Source organism: Paracoccus binzhouensis, assembly GCF_016446475.1.
In the GTDB taxonomy this organism is placed as follows: domain Bacteria; phylum Pseudomonadota; class Alphaproteobacteria; order Rhodobacterales; family Rhodobacteraceae; genus Paracoccus; species Paracoccus binzhouensis.
Genome location: NZ_JAEHFP010000103.1, coordinates 1 through 18,327, shown reverse-complemented (window position 1 = coordinate 18,327; position 18,327 = coordinate 1). Strand labels below are relative to the sequence as shown.

The following is an 18,327-nucleotide window of genomic DNA, read 5'->3' as shown; positions in this document are numbered from 1 at the left end:
CCGCCGCCGCGCGGATCGCCGATCACCAGCGCCGTGCGCCGGCCGCCGCGCCGCGGCAGCGCCGGGCGGTCGCGCTGCGAGACCAGCTGGCGCAGCACGCCATAGCGCACCGCCGGCGGGTTCAGCAGGCTGGGCCAGGCGCCCTCCTCGTCGGGGCGGCGGTCGTCCAGCATCTCCCAGGGGATCGAGGCGCTTTCGCGGTCGAGGATCAGCCGCAGGTTGCGATCCTCCAGGCTGTGCTGCTTCAGCCGCGCCGGCCAGAGCAGTTCGAAAAGCGTGCGGCCCGGCGACAGGCCGGTCTCGTCCGCCGTGCCGGGGTCCGAGGGGATCTGGGTGATGTAGTGCCGCACCAGCCGGCGGTTGGTGGCGACGGTTTCCGCCTCGACCCGGGCGCGGCCGTCGACCAGCAGGTAATGCAGGGGGCCGTTGGCCGAAGGCGGCGCGCCCGCCCGGCCCTGCGGGTCGGGGGCGGTGATGGTGACCTCCATCCACGAGGCCGGGTCGGCCTCGGGGCCGGTGCGACGAAAGCCGCCCTTGCCCTGGATCAGCCGCTCGGGATGCAGGAAGCGGTCGCGCATCTTCGGGATGCGGTTGCCGACCGCGTGCCAGGCGGTGACCGCGACCTGCTCCACCGCCTCGATGATCTCGAGTTCGGCCAGGCGCGGGGCCTCGCCGGCGGGGTCCTGCTGGCCGGCCAGGATGCGGTTGGCCTGCTCGACCGCGTTGAGCAGCGCCGAGACGCTGTCCGAGACCGAAACCACGCCCGCGCCGCTGCCCACCAGCACTGCCGAGACGCCCAGCCGGCGCGGCGCCTCCGCCGCGTCCCGGGGCGCCGCGGCAGGCAGGTCGCGCAGCGCATCGACATAGGCCAGCAGGCCCGAGCGGATGGTGGCGGTCAGCGCGCCGGTGGTCAGGTTCGACATGACGCCCAGGCCCACGACGATGCCGCCCCGGACGCCGCTGTCGCAGCGATCGCCGGCGCAGCCCTGCAGATGCACATCCCAGCTGCCGATCAGGCCGGGATGCAGGCCAAGCGCCTCGCGCCGGGCCAGCCGGCCCTGCAGCTGCCGGTCCAGCGCCTGTTCCGCGCCCCGGATCGGATCGCCCAGGTTGTGGCCGACCAGGATCGGGTGGCTGGCATGGCTCAGGTCGCCATGCACGACCCGCACCCGGACCTCGGCCGGCACCGCCTCGGCCGGGGCGGGGCTGGGCATGCGGCCGCCCATCGCCATGGCCAGAAGCTGCGGCGCCGAGGGGATCAGCGGCAGTTCCGCCTCGGCCGGGACGGCCTTGCGCGGGATGCCGGGGGCTTCCAGGCCGCGCAGGCCGCTGTCGCGCGCCACCCGCGGCGCGTTGGTCCTGCCCTCCAGCAGCAGGCTGGCGATGACCGGGTGCAGGTAGCTGTCCCGGCACAGGTCGCCATGTTCGGATGGCGCATACCAGGCCGGCACGCCGGGCGGAATGCCCGTGGACCACAGCACCGTGCCGTCGCCGCTTTGCGTGCTGGTCGTGTCCAGGATCGGGCCGTCCGGGCCGCTGCCGATCACATGCAGCTGGTCGCAGGTCTCGCCCATGCCGGCCAGATAGAGGCAGCGGCCGGCGGGCAGGCCGGCGCCGCTCCGCATCCGCCGCCAGAAATCCCGCGCCGCACCGACAGCTGCCGGATCGAGGCCGCGATTCCCGGCCAGCGCTGCCCATGCCGCGGCGTCCAGCAGCTCGGGCGGCAGCAGCTGGACCGCGCCGGGCCAGCGGCGCATGATCGCGGCGATGGTGGCGCGGTCCTCGCCCAGGCTCAGCGCCGCCAATGCCTTGATGGTGCGGGAATGGCCCAGCAGCGCCAGCGCCATCGCCAGCGAGCCGCCATTCGGCGTGCCCAGCATCAGCAGCCGCGACTCGCTGCTGGCGGCGAAGGCGCGCTGCAGTTGCGGATCGCACAGCGCCATGCGCGCCACCAGCCCGCCCATGGAATGGCCGATGAGATGGATCGGCCGCGGCCCGCCCGGGCCCAGGCGCTGCAGCACCGCCCGGGCCACGGCGGCGCCGGTGACCTGGATCGGCAGCCGCCAGTCATAGGCCATCGGCAAAGGCTGGTGCGTCCGCGACAGATGGGCGCGCAGCCCGCCGTAATAGCTTTCGATGATGCCGGTCGGGCCGACCGAGGGGCTGTCGATGGCCAGCCGGCCCACGCCGCCCAGGCAGATGCCGGCGGGGTTCAGCCAGACCCATCGGCCGTTGGCCGACAGATGGCTGCCGGTGATGCCGGGCAGGATCACCGCCAGCGGCGGGGCCTGGCCGCGCAGCAGGGCGGGGGCCGACAGATCCTCGATCACCGCCAGCGCGGCATGGCCGTCCTGTTCGACCAGGCTGAGGCTGCGGCGCGGGTCGGCTTCCTCGGCCCGGCGCAGCCGCTCCTCGGGCGAATCGGCGCGGTCCTGGAAGCGGCGGGGGTCCAGAAGCGCGTCGCGCAGCTGCCCGGCGGTGGTGTCGTTGGCGAAATAATTGAAATGCGTGACCCGGGCGCCGCGATCCAGCAGCACCGGCACCGGGCCGCGCGGGATGCCGCCATCCATCGAGGCGGTGTTGACCACGAGGTCGTGGTCGCCGTCGAAGAAATTGTCGGCGAACCACATCGCCAGCTTGCGCAGCGCGCCGGAAGGCTGGATGTCGCCGGCGATGACCACCAGCGCATCCGTCGCCCCCTCCGCCAGCGTTCGGCGCCGGTTCAGCAGCGCCAGCAGCGGCGCATGGTCCGGCGCCATGGCGGCGATGCCCGGCAGCGCCTCGGGACTGTCGCGCGAGGCGGTGGCGGCGCGGGCGAGCCGGCCCAGGTCCTCGACCCATGCCCCGGCCGCCTCGCCCAGCAGCCGGGCGCTTTGCCGCAGCGCGCAGAAGACCAGGTTCAGCCAGCGGTCCAGCCGCCCGCCCGCCAGGCTGGTGCCGCGTGCCGGGCAGGCGACGCGCAGGAAGCGGCCGATCCTGACGCCGCGCCCGACCAGCGCCTTGCCCAGCGTTTCCAGCCGCGCCCGCGTCTCGGCCGGGCAGGAGGCCAGGGCGGCCAGGTCGGCTCGGTCGAAGACCGAGCCGACCTGGGGCCGGGCGAGCTGTCCCAGCGCCAGCAGCTCGCCTTCGGCTCGGTCGAAGACCGAGCCGACCTGGGGCCGGGCGAGCTGTCCCAGCGCCAGCAGCTCGCCCACCAGCCCGCCGCGGCTGTGGCTGACCAAGTGCAGCTCGATCCCCCGCGGCAGCAGCGCCAGCAGGTCCAGGGCGTTCTGCGCCGGATCCTCAGTCAGGCTGCGGTGATCGAAGGCGATGATCCGGCCCGGATAGGCCCGGTGCAGCGCCTGCCAGATCACCGGCTGGCGGGCGGGCAGCCTGCCGAAGCTGCCCAGGGTAGAGGAGGCGGTGCCATGCAGGAACAGCAGCCAGGGGCTGTCTTGCTGCCCGGCGAAATCGACCGGCTCCAGCCGGCCTTCGGCGGTCCAGCGATGCAGGCCCAGGTCCGGGTTCGCATCCTCGATCTGCCGGGCCAGTTCGGCGGCCGGGGCCGAGACGTCCAGCACGGCCACCCGGTCGATCGCCCAGCTCAGCGCCCCGCGCGTCCCCGGCGGATCATCGGGGCCGGGCGGCGGCAGCAGCTGGCGCAGGATCAGCACTTCTTCGCCCGTCTCGGCCGAGCGGCCCAGCACGCCGCCGGCGCCCAGCCGTTCGGCCGCCTCGTCGCCGCGGAGCCACAGCAGGTCGCCGTCCTCGGTCTCGATCTCGAGCAGCTGCTGCGGCGCCAGGTCCAGTTCGACCGGTTGCGCCTCGCTGCGGGACACGGAAAGCCGCACGTTTTCCCTGACCGTGGTGCCGGCCCCGGCCGGCGACGGGGTGGCGGCGGGCATCCGCCGGCCCTGGACCTGGATCTTCATCGCCCCGCTCCGTCCCTGGGTTGGTTCCCGCCTTCGCCGGCGATCATCCCGGCCTCGTCCACCACCGCGTTCAGAAGGAACAGATAGGCCAGCGCCGGCGACATCTCGCGGCCCCGGAAGCTGGCGGAAAAGCGGCTGTTCATGTCCGCCCGATACGAGAAGATCTCGTAGATGCGGCGCTGCACGAACTGGATCAGCTCGGGCCGGCGCAGCGAGACCGGGAAGGCATAGGGCTCATAGGACAGGTATTCGGCGCCATCGGGCCTTTCGATCAGGCAGGGCCCATGCGCGGCGTTCCAGCCCTGCAGCCGGTCGAGGATCAGCTCGCGGTCGCCCATGTAGATGCGGCGCTGGTTGCCGGGGCCGGCGCAGAACCATTCGATCAGCGCGGCATGGCTGGGCAGCGGGCAGAAGTGATAGTCCGGCCAGGGCAGCTGCTCGATGGGCTTGCGCCGTTCGGTCTTTTCCGGCGCCTCGGGCCTGGCCGCGCAGGCCGGGTCCTGCAGGTCCAGGAAGGCGCGGGCGCAGGCGGCGTCGCGGTCCGCGCCGGCGGCGGTCTTCAGGCAGCCGGCGATATCCGAGGCCATCCGGTCCGCCCCGGCCTCGGCCTTGCCCAGCACCGCGGCGAGCAGCCTGGCGGTGCCGGGGTCGAGCGACTGGATCTCGGCCTCGCGCGTGGCGGCGTCCAGCCGCTCGGCCGCGTAGACCAGCGCCGCCAGCGCCTCGGCCAGCCGCCGATTGGCCGCGAAGGTCCGGGGCGTGTCCGGTGCGTCGCCCGCGCGCCGCAGCTCCTCGAGCGCGGCGGCGGCGCTCCAGCGCAGCTTGCAGCGCTGATAGAGCAGCGGGCGCTGAAAGGGCAGCAGCGCGTTGAAGCGGTCGATCTCGCAGGTCTTGAAGGCCACGTCGCGGGCGGTGCTGTTGCCGATATAGCCGATCAGCACGTCGTTGCGTGGCCGGCGCGCCACCTTGTCCAGGTAGGACACGCCCGAGGCGAAGACGATGGGCGAGAACACGCTGTTGCGCGTCCGCTCTGGGTCCGAGAAGCGCATGGTCACCGCATCGCACAGCATGTCGATGCGCTGCGCCGGTTGCGCCGCCGGATGCAGCCCGTCGAAGCGGTTTCCGGCGGTGACGGGCCGGACCACCAGGTCGTAGCGGGCGCTGCCGGCGAAGATGTCGAAGCAGAGATCGGCCAGGAAGCCCCGGTAGGAACCGGGCCTGTCCGGCTCGGCCCCCGGCAGGGCATAGGAAAAGGGCGGCGCGTCGATGCGCACCCCCATCACCACCGGCTCGCGCCCGCCCAGCCTGATGCTTCCGTCCGGGGCGAGGGTCTGCGCCTTGCCCGCCACCGGCACCAGCAGCAGCGCCAGCAGCGCGGCGGTCGCGCCATGCGCCGGCCGGTGCGGCCGGTGCCCGGGCAGGCGCTGCGGCAGCTTGCCGAACACCCCGGCCGACAGGAAGGCCAGCACCGCCAGCACCAGATGCCCGGTCAGGTCGAAGCGTTTCGCGCAGTTGGCCGAGGCGAGCATGCCGAGCGCCGGGCAATCCTCGGCCAGGGTCGGGTTCCAGTATTGCAGATGCTCCATCGACAGCAGCGCCACGCCGATCGCGCAGGCGACGCCATACCACAGCCGCGTCGCCTGGCCCTTGCGCAGGTCGGCCGACAGCAGCGCCATGGGGATCAGCACCAGCAGGATGATCGCCTGGCTGGGATAGTAGATGACGAAGGGCGCCACGCTGCCGACATAGAGGCTGAAGAAATAGGCCGAGGTCGGGGCGACGAAGAAGGCCCGCAGCGCCGCGACCGCGGCCAGGGCGATCACCGATACCGTCACCCCCAGGCACAGGCAGCCGAAGATCTGCGCCGCATAGCCCGAGCGGCGCTGCGATTTCGCCGAACCCGCCCAGTCGCCGTTGTCCCACAGGTATTGCCGCAGCGAGAAGGCCGCCAGCAACGGCAGCCAGGTCAGCGCGGCGATGCGCAGCGTCTCGACCAGCGCCGTGGCCAGCACGCCATAGACGTTGCTGGTCTCGACGAAGGCGCCGATGGGCTCGAGGATGCCGCGCCAGGCGGCCGCGGCATAGAACAGGAAGACCGCGATCAGCGCCAGGAACAGCCCGGCCTCGGGGCCGGTGCCGGCGGTGTCCGGCCGTTCGGTGCGGGTCAGCAGGCGGTGCAGCGCCGGGTCGGGCGGCGTCTGGGCGCCGGCCACGGTCCGTTCGGCACCGTGCCCGGCCGGGTGCCCGGCAGCGTGGCCGTCCATGTGCGCGGCGGTATCGGCGCTGTCGGCGGGGCTGTCCGGGTCGCGCTCCAGAAAAATCGCCAGGATCCCCACCAGGTCGAAGCGCAGCGCCTCGGCCCGGGCGGCGCTGGCGGCCAGGAATTCGGCGAAACGGGCGCGGCGGGCGCGCAGGTCCTTGTCCGGCGGCTCGGGCGCTTCCTCGAACATGCGGCCATGCACCTCGTCCAGCAGCGCCACGGCGTCGGCGACATATTTGCGCTCCATCTCGCGGACCGAGGCCGAGACCTCGTGCCCCGGCCAGTTGCCGCGGGCGGACTTGGCCCAGAACACCAGAATCTCCAGCTGTGCCAGCAGCAGGATCATCTCCTCGTGGCGGGACTGGCGCTGGGTGTCGGGCTGCTTGGTCCAGACATGGCGCGCCAGGGTGGCCGCCCAGCGGTCGCGATAGACCCGCAGCCGCTGCGACAGCTCGTCGGAGGATCCGTCCGCCGAACAGGCCGCGTCCAGCGTGACGATCAGGTTGCGCATGGTCTGTTCCAGCCGCACCGGGATGCCGACGGCGCGATAGGCGCGGTTGCGCAGCCAGCCCTCGGTCACCTTGACCGGCGGCAGCATCTCGGCCAGCCCGGCAAAGGCGAAGGCCAGCATCAGCGGCCATTGCAGGCTGTCGAATTGCAGCTTGTCCAGGTCCATCTGGATGCCGGCCACCGGGATCATCTGCGTGGATTGCAGGATCAGCCGGCCAAAGAAGGTCAGCGAGACGTAAAGCAGCAGGATGGCGCCGGCATAGATGAAATAGGCCCGGATCAGCGCGCCATGGCCGCCGATGTCGCTGGGGCTGAGCTCGCAAAGCGCCCGCGACACCGAGCGGACGTCCGTGCGGACCTGAAAGCGCTTCCAGGCGAATATGGCGATGAAGATGCAGCCGAAGGCGAAGGCATAAAGGAAGCCGGGCGCGAACTTGATGCCCATCATCGGCAACTGGGCCAGCGCATCGGGACGCAAACCGTTATAGGTCCACAGTGACAGGGGAACCCCGGCGGGCCATGGGTTTTCCATGCGACCTCCGATACCGTTGAATATGGTTCAGGCCCGGCGCGACCGGCCGAGGCCCGGATTGCCGGTCAGCAGCGTTGCAGGTTGGGATCGCAAGGTCCGGCCTGGGCCGGAGAGACGGTCAGGACGGGACCCGCGGCAAGAACCAGGCACAGGCAGAGAACAAGAAACCGCATGTCGAATCTCCATTCGCTCCAGTTGAAATTAGCACGGATCATGCAATCTGGTAAGAAATTGTCGGCGCAAGCCGTTAAATCGGCGTGAATTTTCGCGATAGTCAATTGCGGCCGGGCATATTTTGTGGATCGGCGGAAATATCCTCCAGATATTGGCCGGGATAAGCCGGCCGGGCGAATATCCGGCGCTTGCGCCCGGCTTCCCGGGCTGGAAAAATCCCTGCCCGGGCTTCAGGATGGCCGGGACATGCGGTCGGAAAAAGCGAGCGGAGCGCAGCGATGGATGCTTACGGTCATCTTCGTGTCCTGGTCAGCCTGATCCTGGGGCTGGGCATCACCCGCGTGCTGGCGGGGCTGTCGCGGCGCATCCAGTCTCCGGCCCGCACCGAGGGCATGCTGGCCCAGACCGTCTGGGCCGTGGTCATCCTGCTGAGCGCGGTGCATTTCTGGTGGTGGGAATTCGGCCTGCGCCGCATCAGTGACTGGCATTTCGGCGCCTATGTCTTCGTCCTTGGCTATGCTTCGCTGCATTTCCTGATGGCGACGCTGATCTTTCCCGACGCGCTGCCCGACCATGCCGAGAGCGAGGACTTCTTCATGCGTCGGCGGGGCTGGTTCTTCGGGATCTTCGCGCTGACCTTCGGCTTCGACCTGCTCGACACGCTGATGAAGGGGGCCGAGCATCTGCGGGCGCTCGGCCCCGAATATCCGGTCAGGCTGGGCATCGGGGTGGCCATCGCCCTTCTGGCGATGCGCGCCCGCAGCCTGCGGCATGTGGCGCTGATCGGCCTGGCCTGGCTGGCCTATGACCTCAGCTGGATCATCCGCCGATACGACAGCCTGCAATGACCGGCCCGGACCGGAGGCTTTTGACCAATTCGGCCGGGCGGCGGCTTCGCCGCATCGCCGGCCGCGCCCCTCTCCGCCTTGCCCGCCGCAGCCGCGCCACCCGGCGGTTCCCGGTTGACGCAAAGGTTGTTTGTTAATATTGGTTAACAACTTCAGGTTTATCGTTGCCCGGTGCCATTTGTTCAAATCCCCCTGATCCTTCCCTGATCCACGCCGCGCAAGGCGGCGACAGCCGGACGAACGACACATGATCAAAGCGACCCTGCGCCCAGCCCTGGCGGGATGCGCCATCCTGGTGCCATTGGCAGCCGTCTCTCAGACTGCCACCGACAGTTTCGACGTGCGCATCACCATTGCCGAGGAATGCCAGATCATCTCGACCGAGACGCTGGATTTCGGCAGCGCCGGCGTGCTGACCAGCGATGTCGATGCCAGCGCCACGCTGCAGGTCGCCTGCACCAGTTCCACCCCCTATGACATCGGCCTGGACGCGGGCTCGGGAACCGGGGCGACCACCACCACCCGGTTGATGAGCGCGGGCGCGGATACGATCGGCTACCAGCTGTTCCGCGACAGCAGCCGCACCGCCAATTGGGGCGATACGGTCGGCACCGACACCCAGGCGGCGACGGGAACCGGGGCGGCGCAGTCCTTCACCGTCTATGGCCGGGTGATGGCCCAGACCACGCCGGCGCCGGGCACCTATACCGATACCGTGACCGTCACCGTCACCTACTGAACGGGATATCCATGATGTTCGACCTGCTTCGCCGCGGCCTTTTGGCCGCTTTGCTGGCGCTTGCGCTGCCGGGACCGGCCGCGGCCGAGGGGCTGCGGGTCTCGCCGGTCATGCTCGAGGTTCCGGCCCCCGGCGCGGCCACCACGCTGACCCTGCGCAACGAGGGGCGCGAGCCGATCACCGTGCAGGCCCGCGCCTTCCGCTGGACGCAATCCGGCGGGCAGGAGCAGCTGCGCCGCAGCGGCGAGGTGGTGGTCAGCCCGCCCGCCACCCGGCTGCCGCCCGGCGCCACCCAGACCATCCGCGTGGTGCGCACCGCCAAGTCCCCGGTCCGGGGCGAGGAGGCCTGGCGCATCATCCTGAACGAGGTGCCGGATCAGGGCCGCCGGCGCAGCGGCGCGGTGGCCTTTGCCACCGAATTGCGCATCCCGGTCTTCTTTGTCGGCCGCGGCGCCCGTCATCCCGATGTCGCCTGGTCGTTGCGCAGCAGCCGCGGCGCCACCTTCCTGGTGGCGCAGAACCGCGGGGACACGCGGCTGCGGCTGGCCGATCTGCGGCTCAGCGGCGCCAGCGGCGCCTCGGTCTCGCGCCCCGGGCTGATGGGTTATGTGCTGGGCGGCTCGACCATGCAATGGCCGGTGGCGCCGGCCGGCCGGCTGGGTGGCGGCGCCCGGCTGAAGGCGGCGACCAATCTCGGGACGCTGGATGCCCAGGTCCCGGCGCGCTAGCCGGGGCAGGGCATACCCGCCGATCCGGGGCCTGCTTGCCCTGGCGCTTCTCGTCGTGCTGGCCGGCCCGCTTTTCGCGCAGCAGGGGCCACCGGCCGGGCGCGAGCTGTATCTGGAGGTCTTCGTCAACGGCCGGCCGATGAACCTGATCACCCGCTTCACCGACCTGGGCGGCGGCGTGCTGTCCGCCGATGCCGGCGAGCTGCGCAACAGCGGCATCCTGCCCGATGGCGTGGCCAGCCGGGGCGAGGTGCGGCTGGACAGCATCCCCGGCCTGGGTTGGCGGCTGATCGAGCCCGAGCAGACCATCCGCTTCATCGTTCCCGACGCGCTGCTGGCGCCGCATGTGCTGAGCGCCGCACCCGATGCCGAGCTGCTGCCGGATGAGGACGCCGCTGCCCCCGCCGTCGATCACGGCTATGGGCTGGTGCTGAATTACGGGCTGGCCTTCGACAGCTGGCAGGGGCAGGCGGGCGGCTGGGATCACGGCGTCTCGGGCAGTTTCGATGCGCGGCTGTTCATGCCGCTGGGCACGCTGACCCATGGTTTCGTCATGGCCGAGGACAAGGACGGCGCGCTGCGCCATCGCCGGCTCGACAGCTACTGGCGCAGTGCCTTTCCCGGTCGCGCGGTGCAGGTGCAGCTGGGCGACATCGCCACCCGTGGCCCCGGCTGGTCGCGGCCGGTGCGGCTGGGCGGCCTGATGGTCGAGCGCAATTTCGGCCTGCGCCCCGATCTGGTCACCCTGCCGCTGCCGGGATTCGAGGGCAGCGCGGCGCTGCCCTCGACCGTCGAGGTCTTTGCCGATTCGATCCGCACCTATGCCGCCGATGTTCCTGCCGGCCCGTTTCGCATCGACGACCTGCCGCTCTCGGGCGGCTCGGGCATGGCGCGGGTGGTGGTGCGCGACGTCACCGGACGCGAGACGCAGCTGGATCTGCCCTTCCTGGTTTCCGGCGAGCTGCTGCGCCGGGGCATGGCGGATTTCGCGCTGGCGGCGGGGCGGCCGCGGCTGGGTATCGGCTCGGACAGCGACCGCTATGCCGGCGGGACGTTCGGCGTCGCGACGCTGCGCTATGGCCTGACCGACGGGCTGACACTGATGGCCCATGCCGAGGGCGGCGAGGATCTGGCCATGGCCGGCCTGGGCGCCACCTTCCGCATCGCGCATCTGGGCACGGCCAGCCTGAGCCTGGCCCATAGCCGCGCCGAGCGGGGCGAGGGGCACCTGCTGGACCTTTCGACCCAGCTGCGCCTGGGGCGCGCGCAGCTTTCGGGCCGCATCACCCGCACCGGCGGCCTGTTCACCGACATCGCGGCGCTGACCGCCGATCCCGAGCTGGCGGCACCCGAGCTGGCCGAGTTCCCCCGCCACCTGGCGCAGCTGGCGCTTTCCCTGCCGCTGGCGGATCGGGGCAGCGCCGCCAGCCTGTTCCTGTCCGACCTTCGCCATGCCGATGCGCGGGACGAGACCAGCCTGGGGCTGTCCTACAACCGGCAGATCTGGGGCGATGCCAGCCTGACCCTGACCGCGCTGGCGCAGCGCGGCGCGCAAGATGACCGGCTGATCGGCGCGCAGCTGCACATGCCGCTGGGCGGGCGGCGCGATGCCGGGATCATGGTCGAGCATCGCCGCGCGGGCTGGCGCCAATACGCCACCGCCAGCGGCCGCAGCAAGGACCGCGTCCCGGGCTGGAGCTGGCGCCTGCAGGCCGACCGGGGCGAGCGCCTTGCCCTGCAGGGCAGCGCCGCGCGCGAAGGCCGGCTGGGTCGCGCGGAAGTCGCCGCGCGCGTCTCGCAGGGCAATCGCGGCCTGGGGCTGCGGCTGGACGGCTCGGTCGTCGCGGCCGGCGGCGGCGTCTTCCTGTCGCGGCGCATCGACGACGCCTTCGCCGTGGTCGATGCCGGCGCGCCGGGGGTCGAGGTCAGCGCCGAGAACCGCCCCGTCGGCCGCACCGGCCGCTCGGGCAAGATCCTGGTGCCCGACCTGCGCGCCTACGAGGCGAACAGCGTCTCGATCGACCCGGCCGGCCTGCCGCTGGATGCGGCGGTGGGGGTGACGAAGCAGACCGTGCGCCCCGCCCATCATGCCGGCGCGCGGGTCGATTTCGGCGTGCAGGCCAGCCCGCGCGAGGCGCTGGTGGCGCTGGTCGGTGCCGATGGCGCGCCGCTGCAGGTCGGCGGCAAGGTGGTGGTGAACGGCATCGACGACGGCGCATTGCTGGTCGGTTTCGACGGCGAGGTCTTTGTCCTGGGCCTGCGCGACCGCAACGAGATCCGGGTCTCCTATCCCGACGGTCGCGCTTGCGCGGCGCAGTTCGACTATGCTGACCAGCCCGGAACCCTGACCGAAATCCGAGGAGTGCCCTGCCTGTGACCGCCTTGCGACTGGCGTCCCTGTTGCGCCCGGCCCTCATCGCCCTGTCGCTGCTGCTGGCCTCGGCCGGGCTGGCGCGGGCGCAGAGCTGCAGCTTTTCCGCCAGCGACGTGGTGCTGGGTCCGGTGGACGTGCTGGGCGGCAGCCCGACCGACGCAGTGGGCAACATCGCCATCAGCTGCTCGGCCTTCCTGGGGCTTCTGTCCTCGATCGACATGCGCATCCACCTGGGCGAGGGGATGGGCGGGCTCGATGGCGGGTTGCGGCGGATGACCAGCGCCGGCACCTCGACCGGGCTCGGGTTCGAGCTGTATCAGGACGCGGCCCGCAGCGTGGTCTTCGGCGGCAGCTATGGCAGCCATGGCGGCCAGAGCCTGCGGCTGACCGGGGCCAGCATCCTGACCCTGCTGACCGGCTCGGGCATGAACGTGCCCGTCTATGCCCGGGTGCCGGCCGGGCAGAATGCCGTCGTGCCGGGCAGCTATGCCTCGGCCTTCTCGCGCAATCCCCTGGACGTGCGGGTGGATTACCGGACCTGCAACATCCTGCTGCTGTGCACCGACCGGACGGCCAGCTTCAGCTTCACCGTGCGGGCGCAGGTGGTGCCGGATTGCCGGGTCGAGGCGGATGACCTGGATTTCGGCACCGTCGGCTTGCTGGACCAGCCGGTCGATGCCAGCAGCCAGATCCGCGTCACCTGCACCGCGGGGTCCAGCTACGACCTGGGTCTGGGCTACGGGCTGCATGGCAGCGGCGTGAACGACCGCCACATGCAGGACCTGGCGGGCAACCGGATCGGCTATCAACTTTACCGCGACAGCGGCCGGACTCTGGTCTGGGGGCAGCCCGGCGACGGGCTGGCGACGACCGCCGCGGGGTCGGGCGCGATGCAGGGCTTTACCGTTCACGGCCGGGTTCCGGCCCAGCCCACGCCACCGCCCGGCGCCTATGCCGATACGGTGGTGGTGACCGTGACCTATTAAGCTCCGCCGACCCGTCCCGGTGCCCGGTCAGGCCAGGTATTTCCGGAACCAGGCGATGGTGCGTTCCCAGGCCAGTTCGGCGGCCGCCTCGTCGAAGCGCGGCGTGGTGTCGTTGTGAAAGCCGTGATTGGTGCCGGGATAGATATGCGCCTCGTAGGTCTTGCCGTGCTGCTTCAGGGCCGCTTCATAGGCGGGCCAGCCGGCATTGACGTTCTCGTCATGCTCGGCGAAATGCAGCAGCAGCGGGGCCTGGATCTGCGGCACCTGCTCGGCCGGGACCTGGCGGCCATAGAAGGGCACTGCCGCGGCCAGGTCGGGAAAGGCCGCCGCCGCCGCGTTCGACACGCCGCCGCCATAGCAGAAGCCGGTGATCGCTACCTTGCCGGTGGTCAGCGGGCTGGCCTTCAGCCAGTCCACCGCGGCGAAGAAATCGTTCATCAGCTTCTCGGGATCGACCTGGCGCTGCAGCTCGCGGCCCTTTTCGTCATTGCCGGGATAGCCGCCGACCGAGGTCAGCCCGTCCGGCGCCAGCGCCACGAACCCGGCCTTGGCGACGCGGCGCGCCACGTCCTCGATATAAGGGTTGAGGCCGCGATTCTCGTGCACGACCACGACCCCGCCCACCGGGCTTTCCAGCGCCGCCCCGTCCCGTGCGGGGCGCACCAGGTAGCCGCGCACCTCGCCGTTCCCCTCGGGCGAGGGATAGGTGACGTATTCGGCCAGGATCTCGGGATCGGTGAATTGCACCTGCTGGGCCAGGGCGTAATCCGGGCTGAGCAGGTCGAGCAGGCTGGCCGCGGTCAGGCTGCCCACGGCGAACTTCCCGGCCCGGTCGAGAAAGTCGCGTTTGGTGATGCGCCCATGCGCATAGAAGTCGTAGAGTTCGAGCAGTTCTTGCGGGAAATCCCTGGCGGTCAGGCGGGCCATGGCGTCCTCCGGCAAAAGATTGCGATGCAACCAGTCAGCCACGACTGGCCGCGCATGCCAAGCCGGTTCCGAGCCGGTGACGGAAACGTGAGCACGGGGGCCGGGCAGGGCGCTTGGCCGGTTGACACCGCCCCGGGGCGATGCCTTGGTGCCGGCACTACATTGCCTCATTGCCTCGGGGGGGGGACGCATGACGCGGTTTTCGGCCAATCTGGGCTTTCTCTGGGCCGAGCTGCCCCTGCCGCAGGCGATCCGCGCTGCCCATGGCGCCGGCTTCCACGCCGTCGAATGCCATTGGCCCTACGACGTGCCGCCCGGGCAGACCGCCGCCGCCCTGGCCCAGACCGGCCTGGCCATGCTGGGCCTGAACACCGCCCGCGGCCGGTCGGGCGAGAACGGGCTGGCCGCCCTGCCGGGGCGCGAGGCCGAGGCCCGGGCCGGGATCGAGCAGGCGCTGGACTATGTCCGCGCCATCGGCTGCCCGGCGGTGCATGTCATGGCCGGCTTTGCCGAGGGCGATGCGGCGGCGCGCGTCTTTCGCGCCAATCTCGACCATGCCTGCCGGCTGGCGCGGCCGCATGGCATCACCGTCCTGATCGAGCCGCTGAACCGCCATGACGCACCGGGCTATTTCCTGACCGGCTCGGACCAGGCGGCGCGGATCATCGAGGCGGCCGGGCATGACAATCTGCGGCTGATGTTCGACTGCTACCACCTGCAGATCATGGAGGGCGACATCACGCGCCGTCTGCGCCAGCACCGCGAGATCATCGGCCATGTCCAGATCGCCGCGGTTCCCGACCGCGGCGCGCCCGACCATGGTGAGCTGGACTATCGCCATGTCTACGGCGTGCTGCAAGATCTGGGCTGGACGCGGCCGCTGGGTGCCGAATACCGCCCCGGCCGCCCCACTGACGAGACCCTGGGCTGGCTGGCGCCGTTCCGCAGCCCCGCTGGTCGGGAAACGCCCTGAGCCACCGCGCGGCCGGCCCTTTCCGCTGGTTTCATGCGACGGGGTGGCGGTTCCATTGCGGGAAGGGATCGGGCAGGTGCTGCCAGTCCTGGGGGGTGAACCCGGCTGCCATGACCAGGGCATCGTCCAGGGCCCGGCTGATCGCCTCGCGGTCCATGCCGGCGCCGATGAACACCAGCTCCTGGCGGCGGTCTCCCCAGGGCTCGACCCAGTGGCGGCGCATCTCGGCCAGCGCCTCGGGATGGCCGGGCCAGCGCTCGCGCGGGACATCGGCCCACCAGCTGCCCAGCGGCCGGACGCTGGACAGCGCCCCGGCAAGCGAGAACTCCGCCGCCCAGCCGGGGCGCGAGGCGATCCAGAAATGCCCCTTGGCCCGGATCACCCCCGGCAGCTCGCCGGTCAGAACCTCGTGGATGCGCTGCGGATGGAAGGGCCGCCGGGCGCGATAGACGAAGGAGGAGATGCCGTATTCCTCGGTCTCGGGCACGTGCTCGGCGAAGCCGTAAAGCTCCTTCGCCCACATCGGGTGCATATGGGCGCGGTCGAAGTCGAACAGGCCGGTGTCGAAGATCGCGTCCGGCTCGACGCGGCCGAAATCGGTCTCGATCAGCCTTGCGTCCGGGTTCAGCGCCCGGACGATCTTGCGGGCCTGGTCCAGCCGCGCCGGCCCCGCGGCGCCGGCCTTGTTCAGCACCACCACATCGGCGAATTCCATCTGCTCGGTCAGCAGGTCCACCAGCCGGCGCTCATCCGCCTCGCCCAGGGACTCGCCGCGCGCGGCGATGAAGTCGTGGCTCGAGAAGTCGCGGGTCAGGTTCAGCGCATCGACCACCGTGACCATGGTGTCGAGCCGGGCCACGTCCGAGAGGCTGTCGCCCTTCGCGTCGCGGAAGTCGAAAGTGGCGGCGACCGGCAGCGGCTCGGCGATGCCGGTGGATTCGATCAGCAGGTAGTCGAAGCGCCCCGCCTGCGCCAGGCGGCGCACCTCGGCCAGCAGGTCGTCGCGCAGGGTGCAGCAGATGCAGCCATTGGTCATCTCGACCAGCTTCTCCTCGGCCCGCGACAGTTCGGTGCCCTCGCGCACCAGGTCGGCGTCGATGTTCACCTCGGACATGTCGTTGACGATGACCGCGACCCGGCGGCCCTGGCGGTTGTTCAGGACGTGGTTCAGAAGCGTGGTCTTGCCGGCGCCCAGGAAGCCGGACAGGACGGTGACGGGCAGGCGCGGATCGCCGGGAAGGCGGCTGGCGGACATGGTATCCTCGAATAGCAATGTTATTACATTACATATCTAGATGATGCCACCGCCGCTGGCAAGCCCGACGGGTCCGGGGCGCGCTGACGCGCCGGACCCTCCGGCACCGGGAAAGTCGGGCGACGCCCTTCTTGCGGACGCGCCCCGCCGCCATTTCCTTATCTCTCGGACGAGAAGTTGGTCTTGAGATAGGTCAGGATGAGCGCCTTGGTTTCCGGCTCGGGTTCGACCATGCCCTGCGCCTCGACCATCCAGGTCCACAGCTCGTCCCAGCGATGGTCGGTGACGCGCTGCTGCTTGATGATCTCGGTCGAATGGCAGGCGACGCATTGGTAATAGGTCTCCTCGGCCCCCTCGCCGTCGGGCAGGCCGCCGAACTCCTCGTTCCTGGCCCGCGCCGCGCCCGCATCGGCCTTGGCGCGGATCGCCGTCATCGGGTCGAGCGGGTTCGAGCCGGCCGGCCGGCCCGCCAGCGCGCCCATGGGATCCAGCCTCGCCTCGGCCGCGACCAGGCCGGCCCCCAGCAGCAGCACGGCCAGAGCGGCGGCAAATGTCTTGATGATTCTGGACATCGCGGCCACCCCTCAGCCGACCGCGACCAGCGCGATGCGGTGCTGGATGTTGTTGGCATAGCCGCGCGGGTTCCAGACCGGGGACAGCGGCGGCTGGCCGATGCCGTCCTGGTCGGTGGCCCGCGCCCAGACCTCGTAATAGCCATGCTGCGGCAGGGTCAGCTGCGCGCGCCAGCGCTGCCAGGCGAAGCGGTTCGGCGCCGGCTCCAGCGCGGCCTCCTGCCAGGCCTGGCCGAAATCCAGCGAGACATGCACCGCAGCCACGTCGCCCTTGCCGCACCAGGCATGGCCGCGCACCTCGACCGCCTCGCCCGCCTTCACCTCGGTCCCGGTCTCGGGGAAGGTGATGATGGACTTCACCGGCATCTCGGTCAGCACCACCATGTCCTCCTCGGGCACCTCGGTGCCGGGCGCGACCGGATAGGCCGGGATGCGATAGGAATCGCCGGTCATCTTGGCGCCGTCATGTTCCCTGTCGCGGATCCAGATGCGGTTGAGGTATTTCTGCGAGGCCGAGGCCGGATAGCCCGGCACGATCAGCCGCAGCGGAAAGCCGTGCAGCGCCGGCAGCGGCTGGCCATTCATCGCCCAGGCGATGATCGCATCCTCCTCCAGGGCTTTCTCGATCGGCACGCCGCGCGAGATCACCTCTTTCTCGGTAGCGCCGCTCAGATGCACGTCGTTGCTGTAATGCGCGGTATAGACAGCGGTTTCCTTGACGCCGGCCTCTTTCAGCACGTCGGCCAGCCGCACGCCGGTCCATTCCGGGCAGCCGACAGCGCCGACGGTCCATTGGTTGCCCGAGGTGCCGGGCTGGAAGAAGGCCCGGCCGTTGCCGCCGCATTCGATCACCAGCCGCCGGGTGACATTCTCGAACCGCGACTTCAGCGCGTCGATAGTCAGTTCCAGCGGCGTCTCGACCTCGCCGTCGACGGTCAGGGTCCAGCCCTCGGCGTCCTGGTCCAGCGCCGTCTGCGGGACGAGGCCGTTCATGCGCACGAACAGCCGTTCATAGGGCGTGACGTCGTCGTCCAGCAGATGCGCCGGGGTCTCGGCATTCAGCGGCCGGTCGCCCAGCACCACCAGTCCCTGCTTGCCCGCCATCAGGTCCAGGCCGGTGTCCTGGGCCAGCGCGGCGGGCACGAAGCCCGCCGGCAGGTTGCGTTCGAACGGCACGGCCATGCCCAGCATCGTCCCCAGCGCCGTCAGGCCGGTGGTCCTGAGAAAGCCGCGCCGCGATCCGTCGATCATATCCGGTTCGTGGGTGGCTTCGGTGTTTCCAGAGTGTCGGGACATGGTTTCTCCTCCGTGGCTGGGCGGGCGCCGGGTGTCGGGCGCCGCCGGCTGCTTCTGCTTGCGGGACCGCTCGCGCGGCGAGGGTCCGGGTTGAACGATAGTCTGCGCGGCATCGAAAATCACGCGATCACAGGCGGGCGGCCCGGGCCGCTTGTGGTTTTCTGCCCTCTTGGCGTCTGCCGGTGCCTTGCTCAGGCGGCGCCCTTTTGCGGGCGCATGTCGGCCGGGTCGATGCCGGCCAC

Annotated in this window: 12 protein-coding genes; 6 read left to right on the top strand and 6 right to left on the bottom strand. The window is 70.8% G+C overall.

The window, feature by feature from the left end; all coding sequences use genetic code 11:
- Window positions 1-3,911, bottom strand: a 3,911-nt coding sequence (locus I9P22_RS18845; RefSeq protein ID WP_199261125.1) for a DUF7379 domain-containing protein, incomplete at its 3' end; no start/stop codon positions are given.
- Window positions 3,908-7,213: a type 2 periplasmic-binding domain-containing protein gene (locus I9P22_RS18840; RefSeq protein WP_199261123.1), complete on the bottom strand. Its 3,306-nt coding sequence runs from the start codon at window positions 7,211-7,213 to the stop codon at window positions 3,908-3,910. The genes I9P22_RS18845 and I9P22_RS18840, both read right to left, overlap by 4 nt.
- 452 nt (window positions 7,214-7,665) lie before the next feature.
- On the opposite strand from I9P22_RS18840, the gene I9P22_RS18835 reads away from it, so the two are divergent.
- The 5 genes from I9P22_RS18835 (at window position 7,666) to I9P22_RS18815 (ending at window position 13,062) form a co-directional block, all read left to right on the top strand.
- Window positions 7,666-8,235, top strand: a complete 570-nt coding sequence (locus I9P22_RS18835) for a hypothetical protein (RefSeq protein WP_199261121.1) — start codon at window positions 7,666-7,668, stop codon at window positions 8,233-8,235.
- 247 nt (window positions 8,236-8,482) lie between these two features.
- A complete protein-coding gene (locus I9P22_RS18830; RefSeq protein WP_199261119.1) occupies window positions 8,483-8,974 on the top strand; it encodes a Csu type fimbrial protein in 492 nt (163 codons plus the stop codon).
- A 14-nt stretch (window positions 8,975-8,988) separates the two neighbouring features.
- The gene (locus I9P22_RS18825; protein WP_199261117.1) at window positions 8,989-9,702 is read left to right on the top strand and encodes a fimbrial biogenesis chaperone; all 714 of its coding nucleotides are present in this window, start codon (window positions 8,989-8,991) and stop codon (window positions 9,700-9,702) included.
- On the top strand, window positions 9,680-12,079 hold the full coding sequence (locus tag I9P22_RS18820) for a fimbria/pilus outer membrane usher protein (RefSeq protein WP_199261115.1): 2,400 nt from the start codon (window positions 9,680-9,682) through the stop codon (window positions 12,077-12,079). Before I9P22_RS18825 ends, I9P22_RS18820 begins: the two co-directional genes overlap by 23 nt.
- Window positions 12,076-13,062, top strand: coding sequence for a Csu type fimbrial protein (locus I9P22_RS18815; RefSeq protein ID WP_199261113.1), 987 nt, complete (start codon window positions 12,076-12,078; stop codon window positions 13,060-13,062). The genes I9P22_RS18820 and I9P22_RS18815 overlap by 4 nt, the downstream gene beginning before the upstream one ends.
- Window positions 13,063-13,089: 27 nt before the next feature.
- On the opposite strand, the gene yghX is transcribed toward I9P22_RS18815, so the two are convergent.
- Complete coding sequence (yghX, locus tag I9P22_RS18810; RefSeq protein ID WP_199261111.1) at window positions 13,090-13,989, bottom strand: YghX family hydrolase; 900 nt, start codon at window positions 13,987-13,989, stop codon at window positions 13,090-13,092.
- A gap of 190 nt (window positions 13,990-14,179) precedes the next feature.
- Between yghX and I9P22_RS18805 the strand changes: the two genes are divergently transcribed.
- Window positions 14,180-14,962 (top strand): hydroxypyruvate isomerase family protein, encoded by a 783-nt coding sequence (locus tag I9P22_RS18805; protein ID WP_199261109.1) that lies wholly within the window; start codon window positions 14,180-14,182, stop codon window positions 14,960-14,962.
- A gap of 31 nt (window positions 14,963-14,993) precedes the next feature.
- Here the strand turns inward: I9P22_RS18805 and I9P22_RS18800 are convergent, their stop codons facing one another.
- The 3 genes from I9P22_RS18800 to I9P22_RS18790 all read right to left on the bottom strand — a co-directional run bounded on the left by I9P22_RS18800 (window position 14,994) and on the right by I9P22_RS18790 (window position 18,040).
- Window positions 14,994-16,217, bottom strand: a complete 1,224-nt coding sequence (locus tag I9P22_RS18800; protein WP_199261107.1) for a GTP-binding protein — start codon at window positions 16,215-16,217, stop codon at window positions 14,994-14,996.
- Between the two features lie 158 nt (window positions 16,218-16,375).
- Entirely contained in the window at window positions 16,376-16,789 is a 414-nt protein-coding gene (locus I9P22_RS18795) for a cytochrome C-552 (protein ID WP_199261105.1), read from the bottom strand.
- A 12-nt stretch (window positions 16,790-16,801) separates the two neighbouring features.
- On the bottom strand, window positions 16,802-18,040 hold the full coding sequence (locus I9P22_RS18790) for a sulfite oxidase (RefSeq protein WP_233253474.1): 1,239 nt from the start codon (window positions 18,038-18,040) through the stop codon (window positions 16,802-16,804).
- Between the last annotated feature and the right edge of the window lie 287 nt (window positions 18,041-18,327).

What these genes read in the sequence shown, in the direction of transcription:
- yghX (WP_199261111.1), bottom strand. Translation starts at nt 13,989, where the DNA reads ATGGCCCGCCTGACCGCCAGGGATTTCCCGCAAGAACTGCTCGAACTC.
- I9P22_RS18820 (WP_199261115.1), top strand. Translation starts at nt 9,680, where the DNA reads ATGCCCAGGTCCCGGCGCGCTAGCCGGGGCAGGGCATACCCGCCGATC.
- I9P22_RS18790 (WP_233253474.1), bottom strand. Translation starts at nt 18,040, where the DNA reads ATGATCGACGGATCGCGGCGCGGCTTTCTCAGGACCACCGGCCTGACG.
- I9P22_RS18835 (WP_199261121.1), top strand. Translation starts at nt 7,666, where the DNA reads ATGGATGCTTACGGTCATCTTCGTGTCCTGGTCAGCCTGATCCTGGGG.
- I9P22_RS18795 (WP_199261105.1), bottom strand. Translation starts at nt 16,789, where the DNA reads ATGTCCAGAATCATCAAGACATTTGCCGCCGCTCTGGCCGTGCTGCTG.
- I9P22_RS18830 (WP_199261119.1), top strand. Translation starts at nt 8,483, where the DNA reads ATGATCAAAGCGACCCTGCGCCCAGCCCTGGCGGGATGCGCCATCCTG.
- I9P22_RS18805 (WP_199261109.1), top strand. Translation starts at nt 14,180, where the DNA reads ATGACGCGGTTTTCGGCCAATCTGGGCTTTCTCTGGGCCGAGCTGCCC.
- I9P22_RS18825 (WP_199261117.1), top strand. Translation starts at nt 8,989, where the DNA reads ATGTTCGACCTGCTTCGCCGCGGCCTTTTGGCCGCTTTGCTGGCGCTT.
- I9P22_RS18840 (WP_199261123.1), bottom strand. Translation starts at nt 7,213, where the DNA reads ATGGAAAACCCATGGCCCGCCGGGGTTCCCCTGTCACTGTGGACCTAT.
- I9P22_RS18800 (WP_199261107.1), bottom strand. Translation starts at nt 16,217, where the DNA reads ATGTCCGCCAGCCGCCTTCCCGGCGATCCGCGCCTGCCCGTCACCGTC.